Here is a 22,239-nt window from a genome sequence, read left to right as displayed (position 1 = left end):
CCCTTTCGCAACATAAAACGATCGGACGCTTTTATGAAACGTAACCGATCGTTTTTCCTTGCTATTCTTCTACAGGTTCACTTTTCGATGAAGGTACAACTTCTTTGAAAACTTCTTTGATTTTATACCATAGCCAATCAAATACTTTATCAATTTCTTCTATGTTTCCTGTAACGACAGCAGTCGATGCCATATATTTAGAGCCGTGGATAACAGTTACATTACCGTCAACTTCTCCTTCAATACGAATGTCGCCATTTTTCACGACAAGATCTCCTTTTACAACTTCACCAGCTGGAACTACGACAGTTTCGCCTTCAATGACCAGGTTCGGTTGCTTTGTGAAGGAGAATTGCTGATTATTGTTGAAATTGGAAAAGAGCGTTGCACTCATTAATATGAAAAATAGTGCAGCGGCTGCTACTAATGGATGCCTTCTTAACAGACGCTGAAATCCTGCTTGCGATTTTTCTTTCGGAAGACGTGTCATGACGTCTGAGACAAATCCTTCCGGTGCTTGAACGGGCTCTGCACGTTGAAGGAATAGAGCCGACATTTTAAATTCTTCCATCATGTCTCTGCATTTCGGACATGCAGCTAAATGCTCTTGTAACATTTGCTCTTCTTCACGGCTAATGTCTCCGTCTAAATACGCGTGCATTAAGTGGATCACTGGTTCCTGACACGTATTCATACTTAGTTCCCTCCTACATATTACCCATTTGCTTCCGGAGTGCTTCCCGACCACGGTGAACGCGGGTCTTTACGGTACCTAATGGTAATTCTAAAATATCACTGATCTCTTGTAACGGCAATTCTTCCAAGTAACGAAGAATAATGACGGTTCGGTATTTGTCGGGGAGTCTACTGATTTCGTACTGTACGCGGTCTTGCGTCTCCATACGTTCCACTTCTTCCTCCGGCAAATCACCCGCCGCGGCAATCTGGGAGTACATATCAAGCCCATCCGTCCCCGGTACGGTCGCATCTAGATAATAATCCGGTTTCTTTTTCCGAATTCGATCGATGCATAAATTTGTAGCAATCCGATATAACCATGTCGAAAATTTTCGCTTCTGATCATACGTATGAATATTGACGTACGCTCTGACAAAAGCTTCTTGGGCAATATCTTCTGCTTCTTGGGCATTTCCTAGCATTCGATAACAAACTTGATACAGCCGGTGTTGATAATACGTTACGATGTCTTCGAATGCTTCTTGATTGCCTTTGATCACTTGATTTATTCGTTTATTGATCAATTCATCCAATGAATCTCATCCTCCGCTCTATGCGGCTGTTCCTTCTATACGTTCGAAGGGTGCAACAGGTTTCATTTTTTATGTATCTTTTTTATTTTACCAAACTTTGAAAACTATTTCCTTACTTTACAATATTTTAAGAGAATAAAATAGACTACTTGAAATTATTTCAAGTAGCCCATTTCTTTTATAGAAGCTTTTCACCGAACAACGAGCCCATTAAACCGACTGCGACATCCGCTGTTTTATTCTTTTCATCTAGAATCGGATTCACTTCAACGAATTCTGCAGATGTGATCATTTTGGAATCCTCAAGCATTTCCATTGCAAGATGACTTTCACGATAGCTGATGCCGCCTTGAACTGGCGTTCCTACACCTGGCGTATATAATGGATCTAATCCATCAAGATCCAATGACAAATGAACGCCATCCAAATTTTTTGATTGTAAATAAGTAATGGCATCCTTCATAACTGCTGTCATCCCATCACGATCAATTTCGTGCATAGAATATACTTTTACGCCTTTTTCTTTAATCAATTCACGTTCACCAGGGTCAACGGAACGAGCTCCGATAATGACAATGTTTTCAGGCTTCACTTTTTGACCATCTTTAAAGATATTTACTAATTTTTCATGACCTAGCCCCATCGTGACTGCTAAAGGCATTCCATGAATGTTACCTGATGGTGATGTGTCTGCCGTATTCATATCAGCGTGAGCATCATACCAAATGACACCTAAATTGTTATATTTCGCTGTTAAGCCTGCAATTGTTCCGATCGCGATGCTATGATCGCCACCGAGTACAAGCGGGAAATGCCCTTTTTCAACAACTTCAGCTACTTTATTTGCAAGCTTGCTCGTCGCTTGGACAACTTCCTCCAAGTTTTTCAAATTTGTCTCTTCACGGTCTCTTCTTTCAATCGCACTAACTTGTATATCCCCTTCGTCAGTCAGCGAATGGCCGATTGCTTCCAACCGTTTAATTGCGCCTGCATAACGTATAGCGCTAGGTCCCATATCCACCCCTCTACGGCTTTGTCCATAGTCGAGTGGTACACCTATCAATGCAATGTCTAGTTTTTTCATTTTCGCCAACCTCCCTTACGCTTACTATTGTAAAACGTTATTGAAAATGGCTCAACTTGACAAGTTTTCGGATATTTATTCATATTCCAATGTTTTAGGAATCATGTATTCACACTCATCCGCCGGAACTGGTTTACTGTAGAAGTATCCTTGCCCTTCTTTACAACCTAATGTAAGTAGCAGTTTTGCCTGCTCTTCCGTCTCAATCCCTTCAGCAATCACACGCAATCCTGCTGTGTCAGCTAGCGTAACAATCGCTTTTACAATCGCTCTGCTTTGTTCATTCACATCGATGTCCTGAATAAAAGACATATCAATTTTTAATGTATCTGCAGGCAATTCTTTTATATAGCTAAACGTGCTGTATCCCGTCCCAAAATCGTCTATGGCTACAGTAATTCCTATCTCCCGAATGGCTTGTATGGTATGGCGCATTTCCACACGATCTGCAAACGAAGATTCCGTCAGCTCAATTTCAATAAATTCTGGAGTTACGTCTTCTTCATGTAGAACGCGCTTAATGGTAGATACAATATCCGGTTCTTCAAGCTGAACCGTTGACATGTTGACGGCAATTCGAAACGGCTTGAACCCTTGTTTTCTCCATTGCCACGCCTGCTTGCAAGCTTGGCGTAAAATCCATTCACCTAACGGCACAATAATTTTTGTTTCTTCCGCGAGGGGAATAAAAGTATCAGGAGGGATACGTCCTAAGTCAGGATGATTCCAACGGACCAGCGCTTCTACGCCACTTAGTTCACCTAGTTCCAAATTCATTTTGGGTTGATATTCTAACGTAAAATGCCCCTTTTGAACACTCTTCCTTAACTCATTTTCAAGCAATATCCGTTCCAACGTTTTCTGTGCAGTACCGGGCTCGTACATCTGCAGACTACCGCCACCATGTTCCTTGACAACATGCAAGGCTTTCTCAGCTTTCATTAATAAAACAGAAGGTGTACGGCCATGCTGCGGAAACATTACAATCCCACAACTGGTCGATACTACGTACAAATCACTTCCAATCAATACCGGTTGCGCCAGTTGATTTTGTATACGTTCTGTCAAAAGGAATGCATCTTTTTCATCGTAAGCTTGTGGGAGAATGAATGCAAACTCATCACCAGAAATTCGACCTAGCATAGCCTCTCTCCCGAGCGCTTTTTTTAAGCGTTCTGCAACGACCGACAAAACATAATCCCCTGTTTCTTGACCAAAGGAATCATTTATGTGTCGAAACCGATCAATGTTCATATAGACAAGGCCGAAAGAAGAGCTTTCCCGCTCAAGCTTGGTATATAGTTTTTGGCCGAACGCATGACGATTCAACAAAGTTGTCAACTGGTCATAGCAAGCCAAATCCTGAATGCGTAATTCTGATTCTTTTTGAGCCGTAATATCATGCATGGAAACAACAAGATTGTGGAGGTATTCACCGGTTTGTCGAATGCGTTTTAAACTTGCCTCCATTGTACGAATGGATTTTAATTGATCGATGATCCGAAACTCTACTGTTACCGATTCATGCGTTTTCCCTGCCATTGCGATCGCATTATGAACTACCTCATGATCTTCTTCAACAATTAGCGCGAATAGATTGTTTGTAGTGCATGTGTCATTGCAACCACGCAACTGTTCATAAGTAGGAGAGATGTATTGAAACTCCCCCGATCGGTCAATGACAGAAATGAAGTCGATGGCATTCTCCGTGATTAGCTGATACACTTCCGCATCTTTTCGAATTTGTTGCTCCATCAGCTTCCTCTCCGTAATGTCATACCGAAGCGAGATATACCGATTGGGAATTCCCAACTCATTCATGAAAGGGACAATTTTCGTATCCACCCAGTAGAAACTACCATCCTTTGCACGGTTACGTATTTCACCATGCCATATCTTCCCTTTACCAATTGAAGCCCACATCTCTTTAAAAAACGATTTTGGGTGGTAGCCGGAATTAACGACTGCATGCGTTCGTCCAATTAACTCTTCCGCACTGTATTGCGATGTTTTAACGAATAAATCATTCACGTATGTAATTTTCCCGGTTCTATCCGTGATGGCAACAATGACGGATTGGTCGAGCGCGTAAGCAATATCAGCCAACATTTCTTCCACTTCTTGTTTATTCGTTCTGCCCGTCATCTCGTGCATCATTTCTATGTATTTCTCCATAAACTCTACACACTCACTTTTCCTCTACTAATGTATCCGTACAAATGGGATATGTATAAAAGGACTGATTTACCTATTTTGCAACACTACTTTTCTATCATACTTCCTTCGTCGTTAGAATAGGAAACGGGAGTATGAACTTTTTACGAAATTGCAGTTAGTTGCGCTTTGTTTGCAAGGATGTTTTAGAGTATTGAATTCGGTAGGGTAACTAGGTGTTGAATACTGACGAGATTGAATTATGCTGTTTCGGTAGATTGAGGATAAAACATGTAAATAGAGATTGAAAAAGTGGAGTCATTTTCCTAATTTCACAGCAAGGAAATGGGCAGTGTTGTTTCATTAAACAGGAAAAAAACTGCTCTCCAATGTTAGGACGCAGTTTTGATTAAAGTATGTTTTCAATAGAGAGACGTTTCTACTATATGAAGAGAAGTTCATGAATCGTTTATTTTAGGCAAAATAAAAAACCCTACAGGTATAAGGATTTTGGTAGTTAGTGTTGTATTTGATTTTTTTAGGCTATCTTTAAACCCATTTGCTCCTAGTACCTTTTGGTATTACTCGCAAATTAATTCTCTCAACCCATTTGCTCCTAATACCTTTCGGTATTACTCGCAAATAATTCTTTAAACCCGTTTGCTCCTAATACCTTGCGGTATTACTCGCAAATTTTTCAAAACGTGAAGCGTTTTAAAAAATTGGCTGGGGTAGCTGGATTCGAACCAACGAATGACGGAGTCAAAGTCCGTTGCCTTACCGCTTGGCTATACCCCAACGTTATACTTGGTGATATGCTGCGTATCCCAAACTGCTACAAAAGAAAAATAATGGTGGTGGGGGACGGATTCGAACCGCCGAACCCTGAGGGAGCGGATTTACAGTCCGCCGCGTTTAGCCACTTCGCTACCCCACCAGGTAAAAAAATAATAAGCTGTGCATCTCTTTGCCAGCTTTTTTGGTTTTGTTGTTTATGTACTATTGTACATATCCATTGTTTCCAATATAGATACCTCTTTATTTAAGAGGAACAAACATGGTGACCCCTACGGGATTCGAACCCGTGTTACCGCCGTGAAAGGGCGGTGTCTTAACCGCTTGACCAAGGGGCCTTCATAATAAGTAAGTCGTTGTTATGAATCGCACAAGTGTTATAGTAACAAATTTGTTTGATCTACGCAAGCCCATTTTTAAATTTTCTTTAGAAGGTTTCACCAAGATACTTCCAGAAGCTTCCAACCGGATTCGAACCGGTGACCTCTTCCTTACCATGGAAGCACTCTACCTACTGAGCTATGGAAGCATAAAAAAATGGCTCCGCAGGTAGGACTCGAACCTACGACCGATCGGTTAACAGCCGATTGCTCTACCACTGAGCTACTGCGGAATCGTACTAAATTTTTATTCTCCAACGACAAGATTTAGTATATCCAAAAGTCATTAAGAATGCAACTGTTTTTTTAGAAAAAGTTTTTCAACCTTCCGTTACAACTTTTTTATCGTAGCATGGTGTACTCATAATGGTCAAGCTTGCCTCATAAAGTACTCTATATGATTCGTAGCAAAGGAGATGTAACATGAAAACAAAAATAGTAATTCTTCTACTCGTAGTAAGTGTCGTTGTTCTATTTTTCCCTAATATGCCTGGCTCTGATTCATTAAGAACTGTATTTCGATTAACGGATGAGCCCGCTGAAGTAATTGTGCGAGGCATGTCCGGGTCAGCATTAACAATTAATATTTCTTTTGGTGATGAAGAAGTAGAACAATTGGTCAGCGAATTGAAAGCTCCTTACCCGTTATTGCTATTAGACATGGATTGGGTAGAACGGTTTCCGGATATAGTGGAATTAATTGAAGAAAAAAATATTCCCATTGGTTTATTAGGACATGCCGGTGATTCGTACGAACAAAATACGGCATTGTTAGCAGAGCAATTGCAACTGTATGAGAAACACTTTGGCACAAAGCCTCTATGGTTCCGGACTTCTGATGAAGTGTTCCCTCTTTCTTTGCGTACAGCACTGTGGGACAGTGAAGTGAATCCAATTGGTTCCACTGTGAAATGGTACGAAGGAGAGCCGCCACCTGTTCTAGAAGGAGAGATTATTTCCATTCCCCATTATAGAGAGAAGCGGATTAGTATGGCTGCATTTAAAAAACTGAATGAAACTCGAGAATATAAATCGCTGGAAGGTGTACTGTTTAATATGTCAATTAAGACAAAGAGAATACCGGAGTGATAGAAAACTGATCTTCTTTTTAGGTATGCTTAGTTAGATGAAAGTATGAGGCGTTTTTCTTTAGTATGCGGTGTTCTTGGATAGTTTGCTGCGTTTTACGAGTTTATGCCGCGTTTGAGGCATGTATACAGTGCTATATGCTAGTTGTGCGCCGTAACACATGTTTTTACAACAGAAAAAACACAACATCCTTAGTAGGCGTTGTGCTTTTTTCTGTTATTTCTTTTTTGTTGTGTTTTTGCTTGCTTTGCGTGCCTCTCTGCGCGCATCTAGACGTGCTTTATCGACGTCCGATTGGCGGTTATACTTCGGAAGCATAAGCAACTGGTACGCATTTACCGCTAAAAGTGGGAATAATAATATGGTGACCCAAGAATCGATGTTTCCTGAGCGGACCATAAGAGCTGGTAACCATTCAAGCGTTGTGATGACAATCATGAAGAATAATGCAGATATGAGTGCGTGCTTTTTTGTCCACTTCGCTTTGAAATATGCTGTCACAATAGATACCGCAAGTAGTGAAAACAATAACGTAATGTATAACAGCGTACGGCCTGTGTCGCCTTCTGTCAGCTTGAATCTAAAGAAGACTAAATCGAAAAGGACGACAGCGATAATTAATAATTGAACCCAATTCCATAGCGTCAACGATTTAAACATATTTACGCCAAACTGATGGACTGTCAGATACGCGAAGAAGCCCATTTGTGCAACGACACTCATCGTAAATCCAAGAAAGATCATCCATATGAATGCGCTAATAAAGTCAAAGTATTCTCCATTTGAAAGAAATTCCGAGAAAAACTCCCACCTTACAATTAATCCCGCGATTGCTGTGACGATTCCACCTATTAGTAATGCATTAAAAAAGAATTTAACCCAATTTCGTATGGTCACGATTGTGTTCCCCCGTTTTCAATTGCTTACATTAGTGTAACAACGTTTCACCGAAAAATCTATTTCATTGTACGTTTCATGCATATTCCCCTTTATATTGTGAACAATAAATGAAAAAGCAATCGGAAGGGATTTTGATTTCCATGATGAAAAAATGGGTTCATTACCTACTCCTCGTCCTCCTTATCGCAGGCTGTAGTCAGCAACAGCAAAGTCCCAATTATGATGAAATGAAGAAAATGATGACGGACGCTTTACAAACGGAAGAAGGGAAAAAGGCTATACGTAAAATGATGGCAGATCCCGAATTCCGAGAATTAATCGTTTTAGAGCAACCAGAAGTAAAAAAATCGATTGAGGAAACATTGCTCTCTAAAAAAGGTGAGGACTTTTGGAAACAGGCTTTTGAAGATCCGAAATTTGCCGAGTCCATTGCCAAAAGCATGAAAGAGCAACAACAGGATGTTATGTCCAAGTTGATGAACGATTCTTCATTTCAAAAAGAGATGGAAGAGTTTTTCGGTCAGCCTGACATGCAAAAACAACTCGAAACAATTTTATCGTCCGCCAACATGAAGAAACAAATCGAAAAATCTGTAGAGGAAACAATTAACAACCCACTGATGAAAGCAAAGTGGCAAGAACTTATTTTGAAGGCCGGCGAAGTGGCACCTACTGAAAAAGGTGGCGAATCTGAGGGCGGTGGAGATTCTGGCGGAGAAGAAAAAGGCGGCGGAGGTGAATAACCTCCCCGCTCATTTTATATTATGCTTTTTTCGTTTTTCCAATAATCGTTTCTGCAATCATTGCATACGTTTGCCCAATTGGATGATCTTCTGCATAGACAGAAGGCGCAAACTCTGTTTCATTCCAATCCGGTTGTCCGAGCGGAATTTGGCCTAATAGTTCCGTACGTAATTCCTCTGCGAGACGCGGACCTCCACCTTGACCAAATACATATTCCTTTTCTCCAGTCGATGGAGATTGGAACCAAGCCATGTTCTCGATTACACCTAAAATCGTATGCTCCGTTTGTAGAGCCATTGCACCGGCGCGCGCTGCAACGAATGCCGCAGTTGGATGTGGCGTTGTAACAACGATTTCTTTGGACGCAGGAATCATTTGGTGAATATCAAGCGCAACGTCACCAGTTCCAGGTGGCAAATCAAGAATTAAGTAATCTAAATCTCCCCAATCGACATCGCGGAAAAATTGATCGAGTACTTTTCCTAGCATAGGTCCTCTCCATACAACTGGTGCATTATCCTCCACGAAGAATCCCATGGAGATAACTTTCACACCAAATCGTTCGACAGGAATGATGCGATCTTGACGAATAACCGGCAACTCCGTGATTCCCATCATATCTGGAACACTGAAGCCGTAAATATCCGCATCAATCAGGCCGACTTTTTTGCCTAATCGTGCAAGGCCCACAGCCAAGTTGACAGAAACAGTAGATTTACCGACGCCCCCTTTACCTGAAGCAATCGAAATGAATTCAATGTCATTTAGTGGAGATAATAAATCTTGCGCTTCAGCTTCCGTTGCTGTCCCACGAAACTTCTCAAGTGTTTCGGGTGGCAATTCTTCAAATCGAATACCAACCGAGTCAGCTCCTGCTGCTTTAATGACTTCTACTACTTTCATTTGCAAGTTCATTTGCTCCGCCGTGTTGATTTTAGCGATGGCCAATTTTACACTGACATGCTGTTTTTCAGGCTTCACCGATATGTTCACAATTCCATCGGTTTCAGCTAGTGTTTTATGTAAAAACGGATCCTTTAGTTCGCCCACAACTTCACGGATAATTTGTTCGTTAATCAATTCGGCCACTCCTTAGAAGTTTATTCAATCTATTCTAAGTATAACATAGTGGCACTTTATTAAATGGCGTAATGCTTAATTTTCCTCTCCCGTATGAAATTGAATGATCCCTTCTACAATGGCATCCGCTACTTTCGCATGGTAGGACGGATTCGTCAGTAATTGACGTTCTTCAGGATTTGAAATGAAGCCGGTTTCAATCAGAACGGAAGGCATCGGTACTTTTTTTAATAAATAGACGCCTTTAATTGCCATCGCTTCCCGATCGGTGTTCTGCAAATTATCACGGAATGAACTTTGAATGGACTTAGCGAGCATCTCGCCACCTTCATGACCTTCCGCATGATAAAACACTTGTGATCCACGCCATCTCTCATCCGGTATGGCATTAACATGTACACTTAAAAACATATCGGGTTCTTCTTCAATCGCTATGTTTTCGCGTAGTTTCAAATCAGCCATTTTTCGCTGACGTATTGTTCCGAACTTTTCTTTAGGTGCATGCTCCGCGATGGCATCTCCATCCTTTTCACGCGTCATCACGATAATTGCGCCTTCCTTCTCAAGCTTCTTTTTCAATTCATGTGCAATGCTTAACGTAATGTCACGCTCGACGACCTCTCCAACCGATGCACCACCATCTAATCCCCCATGCCCAGGATCAATGACAATTTTCACTCCCCCTAGCTGCTCTGGCATGAAAAAACCTCGATCTGAAGCCTGTACGCCATAAAAAACAACAAGTAAAGAAGTTGCAAACAACAAACCCATGACCAGCCATCGTTTCAACATTCACACCGCCTTTTTCCTCCACTATACGCAAAAGATGGTCAAGATATGACCGCTAAAGCGGAGGGCGGTTGAATAGCTCCGACAAGCGATTGAGAGATTGGAAAAAAGCGCTCTTTGCCTTTTCTTTCAAGATCGAATCGACTCGAGGGCTAGCGCTTGTAGCCGGATGAACACTAAAGCGAAGAGCGCTTGGAATAGTCCCGACAAGCGATGGAGTGTGCATTTCAAAAAGTAGATAAAAAAAGAAGCCCTATCGGCTCCTCTCTTCTACAATTATTTAACCTCGCCAGACCACTCTAACATGCCGCCAACCATATTAGACACATCAAAACCATGTCCTGTCAAAAACTCTGTAGCACGTCCACTACGCCCACCTGAACGGCAAATCATAATGTACGGTTGTGATGCATCGAGTTCATTCATACGGTCTGGAATTTCCCCTAATGGAATATGGATTGCGCCTTCAATCATTCCCTCAGCCACTTCGTCCGCTTCACGAACATCAATCATATTTAGGACTGCACCGTTCTCTAACTGTTGTTGTAATTCGCTTGTTGTAATTTCTTTCATGTCAAAACCTCCTGAATAGGCATATGTCTTACCAATATCATATACACCCGGCGGTATCGAGTCCATTACTATGCTCTGCAAAAAACAAATTGCTAGTCCAAAAACATTTTCTTCTTTCCACCATTCTTTATGCATCATAGCTCTTATCCTGCTCCGGAACAATAGCTTTATTCAATATAAGAAACAAATTCAGCAACAGGTTTCCAATATCCTCTAGGTCTTCTACTCGCAATTTACCGTTTTATCTCCCGTTACGATACTAACGGCGGATGAAGTAAGTCCTTTGTATTGACCATTTACTTTGCTGTGTATTTTTTGATAGCCGGAATAATATCATTCCCGATAATCTCGATGTTTTTCATAAGCTTTTCAAGAGGTACTCCACCAAAGTCAATTTGAGCCATAAAACGTTGCATATCGTAAAGCTCGTGTTGGTAAAGCATTTTCTCGATAATCTCTTCTTTGCTCCCAACCATTAATGCATCACGGGTATCAAGCGCTTGCGCGAATTGCTGTTCGGGATAGCCTCCACCACGAATAGCTTGGAAACCGCCGTTAATATGTGGGTACATGCCTTGTAAAGCTTCTTTAGACGTATCAGCAACATAAAATAGACTTGTTGTCGCAATAGGCAATGATCTCGGATCGAAGCCACTTTGTGTAGCCGCCTCTCTATAAGCATCAACGGAATGCTTAAAGTTAATGGCTGGCCCACCTAACGTTGTCAGCATCATTGGAATCCCCATATATCCAGCTTTAATGGCACTTGCAGGGGGCCCTCCGACTGCACGCCAAATAGGAAGTGAGCCATTTTTCGGCTGTGGTAAAATTTGAGCTTTTTGTAATGGAGCTCGAAACTGCCCTTGCCATGTGATCAGTTCTTCTTCGTTTATTTTCTTGAGCAGTTCTAATTTCTCTTCAAAAATTTCCTCATAGTCCTGTAAATCAACACCTAGTAATTGGTACGCACCTACACGGGAACCTCGACCAGCAACAATTTCTGCACGACCATCTGAAATTAAATCAATTGTGGCAAAGTCTTCGTACACGCGAACAGGGTCTGAAACACTAAGAACCGTTGCGGAACTTGTAATTTTAATCTTTTTTGTAGCTTGAGCAATCGCACCTAGTACGACCGTATGAGCTTGTGTTGTAAAGTACGTCTGATGACTTTCACCTACTCCAAACACATCAATTCCTGCTTGTTCCGCTAATTTACTTAGTTCGATTAATTCTTTTATACGCTGTTGAGCTGAAATGGTCTCTCCAGTTAGCGGATTGGGAATGTGATCTCCAAGTGAATACAGTCCAAACTCGATTCCTTTTGATGGATCGATACGATATTGTTCCATTGTCATTCCTCCTCTAGTGGTTGTAGCTTTTCTTCAATTTCAGCTCGACGGGTTTCTAAAAATGGCGGCAAGTCCAGTTTTTCACCAAGTGTTTCTATATCACCGTCAATTGTGAAACCTGGTCCATCTGTTGCAATTTCAAATAAAATCCCATTTGACTCACGGAAATATAAGCTTTTAAAGTAGAAACGATCAACAATTCCAGTGGAAGCAAATCCGAACGACCGGACTTGTTCTTCCCAGTAAGCAAGTTCCTCATCGTTTTTAACGCGGATTGCTAAATGATGAATACTACCACGACCAGGCTTTTCAGTTGGTCCGTCGATCTTTTTCACAATGATTTCTCCAAATACTTCTCCCTGAACTGATTGGAAGACCGCTTCATCATCTGTACGTGATACTTCTACATAACCAAACATCTCTGTTAATGTTCTTGCTAATTTATCGAGTCTGCGCACGGATATTTCCACAGAACCCATGCCTTGAATCTGGTGCTCTACAGGCACATTGGATTTTACCCATGATTCCCAGTGGTCTACTTTCGCGCCATTAGAAACGAGAAGTACCATGCGTAACCCTTCAGAATCCTCAAAATGCAGCGCAGGTCGATTGACGTAATTTGTAATGTCACCATGCTGTACACCATATTCTTCAAATCGTGCTTTCCAATACAACAAGCTCTCTTCGGTTGGCACAAGTAGACCTATTTTGGTAATAGCATTGGTACCTCTGTATGTCCGTCCAACCATTGGAATTTCAAAAAACGATAACTCTGTGCCTGCACTTCCTGTTTGATCTCCGTAAAATAAGTGATACATCGACGGGTCATCTTGGTTGACTGTTTTTTTCACTCGACGCAAGCCAAGCACTTCACGATAAAAATAATTGTTTCGTTTTGCATCTTTTGTAATCATTGAAATGTGGTGATGTCCAGGAATTGTGTACATTATTGTTCCTCCTAATTATCAATTGACTAATCAAGTGATGGGGCAAAAAAAATTATTTTCCTCCCATTTTCTTTTCACTATTTTTCTGCACGCGCGACATAAGCATATATAACGTTTTTTGTTCATCCTCAGTTAAACACTCATCAAAAAAAGACGATTGAAATGCAAGTTGAGCCTCAAAGGCGTGATCGAGTTTATCACTACCTTTCTTTGTTAATGAAATAGATTTCGTTTTCCAATCTTGCTTGCGTTCAATGAGTTCATCTTTTTCAAGACGAGCGAGCATACGAGAAATTCCACCTTGTGTAACTGTAACTTTTTTCGCTAACTCATTTTGTGTTAATGGCTCGTAAGTTGAAATTTGCATTAACACATCAAATTGCGCGGTAGTCAGATCGAATTTCTTTAAGAATTCATTTGAAAGCAAGTTACTTTGATTCGTGAAACGAGTGAGCCGCAGCCAAATTAACGAACCTCTCGTATTCTTTTTCAACTAGTTCGACCTCCCTCTTATACTTATCACTTTACTACTCAATTGATAGTTCTGCAAGTATTATATCTCGAATTCAAGATATATCCTCAATAAGTATTGAAGAATGCATGAATATCCGTCATTAAATATGACGCAGTTTATTATGTTTATCTTATTTCACACTTTTTCGCACGATAATTAAATCGTATTTCCGCTTTATAGGGATTGCGGAAACATCAGGTTTGACCCATTTTTAATAATTCATTTATTAATTCAGCAACAGCCGTTTTCATTCCTCATCAATAGTCATTATCTGCGTAACTTGTAACTGGTTTGTTGACAGTTTAACATTTCTTAATTTCCTTTTCGGATTCAATATGTATTTTGAATTAGCAGGTATTTTCACTTCGATGTCGAACATGAGAGATAAGATAGTCCCCCATAAATGCTATCACCATAATCTCCCTAGCATACTTTTCTCTCCTTAACACTTTTACCCATTTAAATAAATGAACAGGAGCTGTTGGACGTTGACATATGTTATAAAGGCGCGTTCATCGGCAACCGAGTTGAGCATACTGCGCTCACTCCATAGCCGTGTTGCGTTAGTGGAAAATGAGTTTAAGCGCTTTGTGAACTTGTCGAAAGGATTAGAAGGAGAAGATCAATTTATTCATCTTATCGAATCCTTGCAATCAGATGCCTACCTATTGCATGACATCTGTTTCGAGCACAACCATTCTGTTTTTCAAATTGATACAATGCTAATTTCGGAAAAGGAGATATTGCTCTTTGAGGTAAAGAATTACGAAGGAGAATTTGTGTACGATGCGGGCACGTTCCGCCTAGTTTCCAATAACCAGGAAATTATAAACCCGTTGCATCAGCTGAATCGGAGTATCGCTCTTCTGCGATCCATGCTAAAAAGTAGCAACTTGTCAATCAAAGGCTATCTCGCTTTTATCAACCCAGAATTTACGCTCCTGCAAGCACCAGTGGATACGCCAATCATTTTACCAACACAGTTAAAGCGATTCATGAAGCGTCTGGAACAAGTTCCTTCTTCCTTGAGCGCAAAACATCTCCAGCTTGCTGAAGGATTACTGAAGCTTCATCTGCCAAAATCACCGTATGTTCGAGTTCCGCATTATGCGTATGAAGAATTGAAGAAAGGAATCCTCTGCAGCTCTTGCTTTACTTTTATGGAACAGAAGGATAGTCGTTTCATGAGTTGTAAAAATTGCGGGTTGTCCGAAGTTGTGGATGACAGCATTCTGCGTAGTATTGAGGAATTACGGCTACTGTTCCCGGATAGGATGATCACTACGAGGCAAGTGTGGGATTGGTGCGGGAGTGATGTTTCAATTAAGACGATAAGAAGAGTGCTCGGCCAAAACTACACACCCAAGGGATTGAGGAGACATAGATATTTTGTTGATAAAATTCTAATAGACTCTACAACTAACTAAATTTGACTATATCTCAGGTTTAATTGACCTATAGCAACTATTCTCAGCTCTAACAGGCATTTAGAGTACTTCTATTTGACCGTGAGCTGCGGTTTTCACCGCTACCGGGCATTTAGAACACTTCTATTTGACCGCGAGCTGCGGTTTTCTGCGCTCACGGGCATTTAGAACACTTCTATTTGACCGCGAGCTGCGGTTTTCAGCACACACGGGCATTTAAAACACTTCTATTTGACCGCGAGCTGCGGTTTTCAGCGCTCACGGGCATTTAGAACACTTCTATTTGACCGCGAGCTGCGGTTTTCTGCGCTCACGGGCATTTAGAACACTTCTATTTGACCGCGAGCTGCGGTTTTCTGCGCTCACGGGCATTTAAAACACTTCTATTTGACCGCGAGCAACAATTTTCTGCTCTAACGGGCATTTAGAACACTGCTATTTGACCGCGAGCAACAATTTTCTGCTCTAACGGGCATTTAGAACACTTCTATTTGACCGCGAGCAACAGTTTTCTGCGCTAATGGGCATTTAGAACACTTCTATTTGACCGTGAGCTGCGGTTTTCTGCGCTCACGGGCATTTAAAACACTTCTATTTGACCGCGAGCAACAATTTTCTGCTCTAACGGGCATTTAGAACACTTCTAATTTGACCGCGAGCAACAGTTTTCTGCGCTAACGGGCATTTAGAACACTTCTATTTGACCGCGAGCTGCGGTTTTCAGCGCTCACGGGCATTTAGAACACTTCTATTTGACCGCGAGCTGCGGTTTTCAGCGCTCACGGGCATTTAGAACACTTCTATTTGACCGCGAGCAACAATTTTCTGCTCTAACGGGCATTTAAAACACTTCTATTTAACCCGTAACCTTCTTTTCATGACGAATTCACATTTTACAAGCAATACTTCCTAAATCAATAACGACCATAAACTATATACAAACGCCAAAAAAAGCCTTTCCCAACAAAGTCGGGAAAGGGCTCTGCAATAATACAAGATTAACGTTTCGAGAACTGAGGAGCTCTACGTGCGCCTTTAAGACCGTATTTTTTACGTTCTTTCATACGTGGGTCACGTGTAAGCAATCCTGCTGATTTCAAAGCGCCACGGAAGTCAGGGTCTACAGTAAGTAGAGCGCGTGCTACGCCGTGACGGATAGCGCCTGCTTGTCCAGTGTATCCGCCGCCATTGACGTTTACATGGATATCATAGCTGCCAAGAGTTTGTGTAGCGACAAGTGGTTGCTTGATCACTTCACGAAGTGTTTCGAATGGTACGTAGTCTTCTACGTCACGGTTGTTGACGACAATTTTGCCTTCGCCAGGAACGAGACGTACACGAGCTACTGAGCTTTTACGACGGCCAGTGCCGATATATTGTACTTGTGCCAAAGGTGTTTCCTCCTCTTAATTATCCACGAAGCTCGTATGCTTCTGGTTTTTGTGCCGCATGTGGATGCTCTGCTCCAGCATAGACATGAAGTTTTTTGATTGTTTGACGACCTAGAGGGCCTTTTGGAAGCATCCCTTTAATCGCAAGTTCCAACATTTTAGTTGAATAGTTTGTACGCATTTCTAGAGCTGTACGTTGTTTGATGCTACCAGTGTAGCCAGAGTGGCGGTAGTAGATCTTATCTTTTAATTTATTCCCAGTCAATTGGATCTTCTCAGCGTTGATGATGATTACGTGATCGCCAGTGTCAACGTGTGGTGTGAACGTAGGTTTATGTTTGCCGCGCAAAATTGATGCAACTTCAGAAGCAAGACGTCCAAGCGTCTGTCCTTCAGCGTCGACAACGAGCCATTTACGCTCTACTTCGTGACCTTTAGCCATGAATGTTGTACGCATGTATTGTTTCCTCCTAAAAATATCAATCTGTTCCGTTGTTTTCTCTATCCCTAAACACAAATAAACTTTCCGGGGCTTATTGTGGGGTTATTGAAATACCATTTATCATCTTATATTGAATTCAGTAATAAGTCAAGTGTTTTGTGAGAAAACACCTGGAAAAGTTGACTCAGTCATCGTAGGTGACACTCATCAAGTACAAACCGTGTGCTGGTGCGGTTTTTCCGGCCTTTTTCCGGTCTTTTGCTTCAAGGATTTCCTTCATGTCCGATGGCTCGTTCCAACCGATGCCGACCGCAAAAAGCATGCCTGCAATTGTACGAACCATATTGTACAAAAATCCGTCGCCTTCGATTGTCATGAGCAACTCTTCACCTTGTTTTTCAAGCGTTAATTCTCGTACAGTCCGCACTTTGTTTTCCGTAGCCGTTTTTGATGAACAAAAACTTGTGAAATCATGTGTACCAATGACGTACTGTGCAGCTGCCCGCATCCGTTCGATGTCAGGTGTCCATTTGCCTAAATGCACTGCATAATTGCGTTCAAACGGACTTTGTATTCGACTTAACGACCACTTGTACAAATACGTTTTGCCGGTTGCAGAATAGCGTGCATGAAAGTCATCACTGACAAATTCGGTGTCAACGATGCGTACATCTTTTGGCAATAAAACATTCAATGCCATCTGCCATCGATCTAGCGGCAGGTTAAGAGGTGTATCGAAGTGAATCACTTGGCCCCAAGCATGAACGCCTGCATCCGTTCGACCACTTGCAACCGAATAGATCGATGTGTCCTTATGCAGTTTGACAAGTGCTTTATCGATGACCGATTGAACGGTGCGCATATTCGGTTGATATTGGTACCCCGCGTAACCTGTTCCATCATATGCGACTGTAGCTTTTACACGTTTCATTTAACTGCCTCCTCTTAACAGGAAGAGTGCTGCAACAAGCAAGACAAACACGAGCATAGTAAACGTGTCGCGACCTTGCCAATTCAATTGTCGATAACGTGTCCTTCCTTCTCCGCCCCGATACCCTCTCACTTCCATGGCGATGGCCAGATCCTCTGCACGCTTGAATGCACTGACGAATAACGGCACAAGTAGTGGAACGACAGCTCGTATACGTTCTTTAATGGTACCGCTCGTCAAATCTGATCCTCGAGCAAGCTGAGCTTTTAGTATTTTATCCGTTTCATCCATTAAGGTTGGAATGAAACGAAGAGAAATCGACATCATCAATGCCAACTCATGGACAGGTAACTTCAATTTCTTAAAAGGATTCAATAGTGTCTCCATACCATCTGTGATTGAGATTGGAGAGGTTGTAAGTGTCAAAATGGTCGTCATTAACACGAGGACGAGGAAACGGACAGAAATGTAAATCCCTTGTCGAATCCCTTCTTCGTAAATTTTTATGAACTTCCATTCAAACAGCAATGCGCCTTCCTTTGTGAAAATGAAGTGCATGAGCAACGTAAAAATGATAAGGAATAAGATCGGTTTTAAGCCATTGAATAAAAAGTAGAGACGGATTCTGGCGACGAAAATGATGAACAACGTAAATACTAACAACAAGCTATAGGTCACTGTATTATTCGCTAGAAACACTGCGATGATAAACATAAAAACAAATAGAAGTTTTGATCTTGGATCCAATTTATGGACGAATGAATCACCAGGTACATATCGGCCAAAAATCATTTTTTCTAGCATTAACGCTCACCTTCTTTCGTAAGCGCTTCTGCAATCGCAGCAGCCAATTGTTCTTCTGTCAGTGCTAACATGTTCAACTGTTTGCCAAACAACTTTTCTATGTCCCTCTGGAATGCCACAGAACGCGGTAAACCGAGTCTGTACGTCTTTAGCTTGTCCGCATCCGCAAACACCTCTTTCGGCGGTCCAGCCATTACAGAACGACCTTCATGCATGACTAGAATTTGATCGGCATATTTTGCGGCATCTTCCATACTGTGTGTGACGAGAATCGTTGTAAGATTCTCCTCCTCATGCAACCGATGAAACAGTTCCATAATTTCTTTACGTCCTCTTGGATCCAATCCAGCTGTTGGTTCATCCAAAATGAGAATGGACGGTTTAAACGCCAGAACACCTGCAATGGCCACGCGCCGCATTTGCCCACCCGATAAGTCGAATGGAGATTTTTCCGCAACATCCTCTGGTAGGCCTAACAACTTGATCAGCGCATGTGCCCGTTCTCTCGCTTCTTCCACAGGCACCCCGAAATTCAAAGGACCGAACATAATATCTTTCTCGACTGTTTCTTCAAAAAGTTGGTGTTCGGGAAATTGAAAAACAATTCCAACGTGCTGACGGATAGATTTCAACTCTTTCCCTTTTGTCTCAGATGTTATTTTTATATCGCCAACTTGTACGACACCCTCCGTCGGCTTTAGCAATCCATTTAAATGGAGCAATAACGTCGATTTCCCTGATCCGGTATGGCCGATTACAGCTGTATAGGATCCTGACTTTATTGTCGCATTAACTTCATACAATGCCTTTTTCTCAAAAGGCGTACCTTTCGCATAGGAGTAGCCTACTTGTTGAAGTGAGATGTCCATAACTCATTCACCAACTCTTCTTCTGTCATATGTTCACCTTGAAGTTGCACACCATGTTCCCGTAGCGATTTTGACACACGGTAAGCGAATGGCAAATCCAAACCGATTGCTTCAAGTTCTTCACCATGTGCAAAAATCTCTTCAGGTTTGCCTGTCATCATTAATTTTCCTTTATTCATCACAATGACTCGATCCGCCCTTAAAACTTCTTCTAAGTCATGCGTAATAGATAAAACGGTTAAACCGGTCGTGCGTTTTAAGTCATCAACGACACGAATTACTTCATCTCTACCTTGTGGGTCAAGCATTGACGTCGCTTCATCAAGAATTAATAGCTTCGGTTGCATCGCAAGCGCTCCAGCAATGGCGACACGTTGTTTTTGTCCACCGGAAAGATGATGAGGTTCATGATTCAGAAACCCTTCCATTTTCACTTGTGCCAATGAATCATACACACGAGGCACCATTTCCTCAAAAGGGACTCCGTTATTTTCTAAAGAGAATGCAACGTCATCTTGTACTGTGGAACCGACAAACTGGTTATCTGGATTTTGAAATACAATTCCCATTTTAGAACGAATTGACCATAGTGTGTCTGCATTTAACTGCTCTAAGAAAACGTTCACTTCTCCTTCTTCCGGAAAAAGCAGTCCAATCATAAGTTTTGCTAGCGTCGACTTGCCTGATCCGTTGTGGCCAACTATTGCAATCCACTCACCATCACGGACTGTGAACGATACATCATCTATCGCCTTACGTGGATTTGTCTCATCTGATTCATATGTATACGACACATGATCCAACGATAAAATTTCTTTCACATCTTTCACCCCCGGCATTTCTTCGATTATGTATAAAGATTGAATTCTATAATATTTCATGAGAATAAATAAAAAAAGCGCGCACCTCATCCGAAGAAATGCGCTCAATTCTATTCTGATAATGGGTGCTCAATCCTTATCAGCGGATGAGATGCGTAGAGCTAGACCGATCAGCTATACTGTCGATCGTAACACTCAGCTTTTAATATTTGTCGTATAAATCATTATTGATGAAAAGGGTGTGGCTGTGCGTATGACAGACACACCCTTGTGTTTTTACATTCCAGCTTCTGGCGCCAAACGCTCGGGTCATAAGCCGTCTCGGCAGTGCGCGGCAAAAAGCGCCGCTTCGCCAATTCGTCTTATGCCTATCGCGTCTAGGCAGGCGCCCTCCGCATTATACTAGTTCAATTACGACAACAGGTGCTCCGTCTCCACGACGAGGTCCCATCTTCATAATACGTGTGTAACCGCCTTGGCGATCTGCGTAACGTGGTGCAACAGTATCGAACAATTTTTGAAGTGCAAAGATTTCTTTCTCATTACCTTCTTCGTCCGCAGTTGTCACCAACTCGCGACGGATGAATTGTGCAGCTTGACGGCGTGCATGCAAGTCACCGCGCTTACCAAGAGTGATCATCTTTTCAACGACTGAACGCAATTCTTTCGCACGCGCTTCAGTTGTTTGGATGCGCTCATGTACGATAAGGTCTGTCGCTAAGTCGCGAAGCATTGCTTTACGTTGTGAACTTGTGCGTCCAAGTTTTCTGTAACCCATAGAAGTTTCCCTCCCTCAATCTATATGTTCTTAATCTTCCAAGCGTAACCCAAGGTTCAACTCGTCCAATTTTGCCTTCACTTCTTCAAGTGATTTACGGCCCAGGTTGCGCACTTTCATCATTTCGTCTTCTGACTTGTTTGCAAGTTCGAGGACTGTATTGATGCCTGCACGTTTCAGGCAGTTATAAGAGCGAACAGAAAGATCGAGCTCTTCGATAGTCATCTCAAGCACTTTTTCTTTTTGGTCTTCTTCTTTTTCTACCATGATTTCTGCAGATTGTGCTTCGTCTGTCATGCCAACAAAGATGTTAAGATGCTCCGTCAGGATTTTGGCTCCGAGCGAAACAGCTTCTTTCGGACCGATGCTACCATCTGTCCAAATATCAAACGTCAACTTATCAAAGTTCGTACTTTGACCTACACGAGTATTCTCGACTTGGAAATTGACGCGTGAAACTGGAGTGTAAATAGAGTCGATCGGAATTACACCAATCGCAAGATCCTCACGTTTGTTTTGATCAGAAGGTGCATAGCCTCGCCCACGAACAGCATACATACGCATACGTAAATGGCCGTTCTTGCCGAGTGTGGCGATTTGAAGATCAGGATTTAATACTTCGACATCACTATCATGAGTAATGTCTGCAGCAGTCACCTTGCCTTCACCTTTTACATCTATTTCAATCACTTTCTCGTCATCTGAATAGATTTTAAGAGCAAGTTTCTTCACATTCAAAATAATTGTTGCAACGTCTTCAACGACACCTTCAATTGTAGAGAATTCATGAAGAACTCCGTCGATCTGGATAGATGTCACGGCAGCTCCTGGCAATGATGAAAGAAGCACGCGGCGCAAGGAATTCCCTAAAGTATTTCCGTATCCACGTTCCAATGGTTCAATAATGAACTTACCAAACTTGGAATCTTCACTGATCATAACTGTTTCAATCTTCGGTTTCTCAATCTCGATCATTTATTTACCCTCCTTCAAAACGTCTAGTATAGTGGCCGTTCCATATTGAAATCGATTATCAAATACGATCACCATGCAATCACACAATCATTTTTGCCAAAAATTGTGCTTCTCAATCAATTGGAAAAC

22 protein-coding genes and 5 tRNA genes are annotated in these 22,239 nt (G+C 41.8%); 3 read left to right on the top strand and 24 right to left on the bottom strand.

The window, feature by feature from the left end; all coding sequences use genetic code 11:
- Window positions 1-61: 61 nt before the first annotated feature.
- The 9 genes from ACVHUV_RS05140 to ACVHUV_RS05100 form a co-directional block, all read right to left on the bottom strand.
- Window positions 62-694, bottom strand: coding sequence for a zf-HC2 domain-containing protein (locus ACVHUV_RS05140; protein ID WP_317943625.1), 633 nt, complete (start codon window positions 692-694; stop codon window positions 62-64).
- A 13-nt stretch (window positions 695-707) separates the two neighbouring features.
- Entirely contained in the window at window positions 708-1,271 is a 564-nt protein-coding gene (gene sigW / locus ACVHUV_RS05135) for an RNA polymerase sigma factor SigW (protein WP_462086313.1), read from the bottom strand.
- A 178-nt stretch (window positions 1,272-1,449) separates the two neighbouring features.
- The gene (rocF, locus tag ACVHUV_RS05130; RefSeq protein ID WP_462086312.1) at window positions 1,450-2,355 is read right to left on the bottom strand and encodes an arginase; all 906 of its coding nucleotides are present in this window, start codon (window positions 2,353-2,355) and stop codon (window positions 1,450-1,452) included.
- A gap of 75 nt (window positions 2,356-2,430) precedes the next feature.
- Window positions 2,431-4,530 (bottom strand): putative bifunctional diguanylate cyclase/phosphodiesterase, encoded by a 2,100-nt coding sequence (locus ACVHUV_RS05125; protein WP_462086311.1) that lies wholly within the window; start codon window positions 4,528-4,530, stop codon window positions 2,431-2,433.
- A 702-nt stretch (window positions 4,531-5,232) separates the two neighbouring features.
- A tRNA-Gln gene (locus ACVHUV_RS05120) sits at window positions 5,233-5,307 on the bottom strand.
- Window positions 5,308-5,361: 54 nt separating this feature from the next.
- Window positions 5,362-5,446, bottom strand: a tRNA-Tyr gene (locus ACVHUV_RS05115).
- A 121-nt stretch (window positions 5,447-5,567) separates the two neighbouring features.
- Window positions 5,568-5,642 (bottom strand) — tRNA-Glu (locus tag ACVHUV_RS05110).
- Window positions 5,643-5,760: 118 nt separating this feature from the next.
- A tRNA-Thr gene (locus ACVHUV_RS05105) sits at window positions 5,761-5,833 on the bottom strand.
- Between the two features lie 9 nt (window positions 5,834-5,842).
- Window positions 5,843-5,917 (bottom strand) — tRNA-Asn (locus ACVHUV_RS05100).
- A 190-nt stretch (window positions 5,918-6,107) separates the two neighbouring features.
- Here ACVHUV_RS05100 and ACVHUV_RS05095 point away from each other — a divergent pair.
- Window positions 6,108-6,773: a polysaccharide deacetylase family protein gene (locus tag ACVHUV_RS05095; protein ID WP_462086310.1), complete on the top strand. Its 666-nt coding sequence runs from the start codon at window positions 6,108-6,110 to the stop codon at window positions 6,771-6,773.
- A 216-nt stretch (window positions 6,774-6,989) separates the two neighbouring features.
- On the opposite strand, the gene ACVHUV_RS05090 is transcribed toward ACVHUV_RS05095, so the two are convergent.
- Window positions 6,990-7,670: a KinB-signaling pathway activation protein gene (locus ACVHUV_RS05090; RefSeq protein WP_462086309.1), complete on the bottom strand. Its 681-nt coding sequence runs from the start codon at window positions 7,668-7,670 to the stop codon at window positions 6,990-6,992.
- 110 nt (window positions 7,671-7,780) lie between these two features.
- Between ACVHUV_RS05090 and gerD the strand changes: the two genes are divergently transcribed.
- Window positions 7,781-8,416 carry a spore germination lipoprotein GerD gene (gene gerD, locus ACVHUV_RS05085; RefSeq protein ID WP_317943633.1) on the top strand — a complete coding sequence of 212 codons (636 nt, stop codon included), beginning with the start codon at window positions 7,781-7,783 and terminating at the stop codon, window positions 8,414-8,416.
- A 19-nt stretch (window positions 8,417-8,435) separates the two neighbouring features.
- On the opposite strand, the gene salA is transcribed toward gerD, so the two are convergent.
- From salA to ACVHUV_RS05055, 6 genes are all read right to left on the bottom strand, one after another.
- Window positions 8,436-9,497 (bottom strand): iron-sulfur carrier protein/transcriptional regulator SalA, encoded by a 1,062-nt coding sequence (gene salA / locus ACVHUV_RS05080; protein ID WP_317943635.1) that lies wholly within the window; start codon window positions 9,495-9,497, stop codon window positions 8,436-8,438.
- Between the two features lie 75 nt (window positions 9,498-9,572).
- The gene (locus ACVHUV_RS05075; protein WP_462086308.1) at window positions 9,573-10,286 is read right to left on the bottom strand and encodes an N-acetylmuramoyl-L-alanine amidase; all 714 of its coding nucleotides are present in this window, start codon (window positions 10,284-10,286) and stop codon (window positions 9,573-9,575) included.
- Between the two features lie 276 nt (window positions 10,287-10,562).
- On the bottom strand, window positions 10,563-10,859 hold the full coding sequence (locus tag ACVHUV_RS05070) for a rhodanese-like domain-containing protein (RefSeq protein ID WP_462086307.1): 297 nt from the start codon (window positions 10,857-10,859) through the stop codon (window positions 10,563-10,565).
- Between the two features lie 296 nt (window positions 10,860-11,155).
- The gene (locus ACVHUV_RS05065; RefSeq protein WP_462086306.1) at window positions 11,156-12,211 is read right to left on the bottom strand and encodes an LLM class flavin-dependent oxidoreductase; all 1,056 of its coding nucleotides are present in this window, start codon (window positions 12,209-12,211) and stop codon (window positions 11,156-11,158) included.
- Window positions 12,212-12,213: 2 nt separating this feature from the next.
- Window positions 12,214-13,158 (bottom strand): ring-cleaving dioxygenase, encoded by a 945-nt coding sequence (locus ACVHUV_RS05060; RefSeq protein ID WP_462086305.1) that lies wholly within the window; start codon window positions 13,156-13,158, stop codon window positions 12,214-12,216.
- Window positions 13,159-13,210: 52 nt separating this feature from the next.
- Complete coding sequence (locus tag ACVHUV_RS05055; protein ID WP_462086304.1) at window positions 13,211-13,651, bottom strand: MarR family winged helix-turn-helix transcriptional regulator; 441 nt, start codon at window positions 13,649-13,651, stop codon at window positions 13,211-13,213.
- A 509-nt stretch (window positions 13,652-14,160) separates the two neighbouring features.
- On the opposite strand from ACVHUV_RS05055, the gene ACVHUV_RS05050 reads away from it, so the two are divergent.
- On the top strand, window positions 14,161-15,099 hold the full coding sequence (locus tag ACVHUV_RS05050; RefSeq protein WP_462086303.1) for a nuclease-related domain-containing protein: 939 nt from the start codon (window positions 14,161-14,163) through the stop codon (window positions 15,097-15,099).
- A gap of 998 nt (window positions 15,100-16,097) precedes the next feature.
- On the opposite strand, the gene rpsI is transcribed toward ACVHUV_RS05050, so the two are convergent.
- The 8 genes from rpsI to ACVHUV_RS05010 all read right to left on the bottom strand — a co-directional run bounded on the left by rpsI (window position 16,098) and on the right by ACVHUV_RS05010 (window position 22,110).
- Window positions 16,098-16,490, bottom strand: coding sequence for a 30S ribosomal protein S9 (rpsI, locus tag ACVHUV_RS05045; protein WP_317943648.1), 393 nt, complete (start codon window positions 16,488-16,490; stop codon window positions 16,098-16,100).
- A gap of 19 nt (window positions 16,491-16,509) precedes the next feature.
- Complete coding sequence (gene rplM / locus ACVHUV_RS05040) at window positions 16,510-16,947, bottom strand: 50S ribosomal protein L13 (protein ID WP_317943650.1); 438 nt, start codon at window positions 16,945-16,947, stop codon at window positions 16,510-16,512.
- 169 nt (window positions 16,948-17,116) lie between these two features.
- The gene (gene truA / locus ACVHUV_RS05035) at window positions 17,117-17,863 is read right to left on the bottom strand and encodes a tRNA pseudouridine(38-40) synthase TruA (RefSeq protein WP_317943651.1); all 747 of its coding nucleotides are present in this window, start codon (window positions 17,861-17,863) and stop codon (window positions 17,117-17,119) included.
- Window positions 17,864-18,667: an energy-coupling factor transporter transmembrane component T family protein gene (locus tag ACVHUV_RS05030; protein ID WP_317943653.1), complete on the bottom strand. Its 804-nt coding sequence runs from the start codon at window positions 18,665-18,667 to the stop codon at window positions 17,864-17,866.
- Window positions 18,667-19,536: an energy-coupling factor ABC transporter ATP-binding protein gene (locus ACVHUV_RS05025; RefSeq protein WP_462086302.1), complete on the bottom strand. Its 870-nt coding sequence runs from the start codon at window positions 19,534-19,536 to the stop codon at window positions 18,667-18,669. Before ACVHUV_RS05025 ends, ACVHUV_RS05030 begins: the two co-directional genes overlap by 1 nt.
- Complete coding sequence (locus tag ACVHUV_RS05020; protein WP_317943797.1) at window positions 19,512-20,357, bottom strand: energy-coupling factor ABC transporter ATP-binding protein; 846 nt, start codon at window positions 20,355-20,357, stop codon at window positions 19,512-19,514. Before ACVHUV_RS05020 ends, ACVHUV_RS05025 begins: the two co-directional genes overlap by 25 nt.
- Window positions 20,358-20,754: 397 nt before the next feature.
- Window positions 20,755-21,135 (bottom strand): 50S ribosomal protein L17, encoded by a 381-nt coding sequence (gene rplQ, locus ACVHUV_RS05015; RefSeq protein ID WP_317943657.1) that lies wholly within the window; start codon window positions 21,133-21,135, stop codon window positions 20,755-20,757.
- 30 nt (window positions 21,136-21,165) lie between these two features.
- Window positions 21,166-22,110, bottom strand: a complete 945-nt coding sequence (locus ACVHUV_RS05010; RefSeq protein WP_317943659.1) for a DNA-directed RNA polymerase subunit alpha — start codon at window positions 22,108-22,110, stop codon at window positions 21,166-21,168.
- Between the last annotated feature and the right edge of the window lie 129 nt (window positions 22,111-22,239).

The sequence above is a fragment of the Sporosarcina saromensis genome, from assembly GCF_054901285.1.
This window is presented reverse-complemented; position numbering and strand designations above follow the sequence as displayed.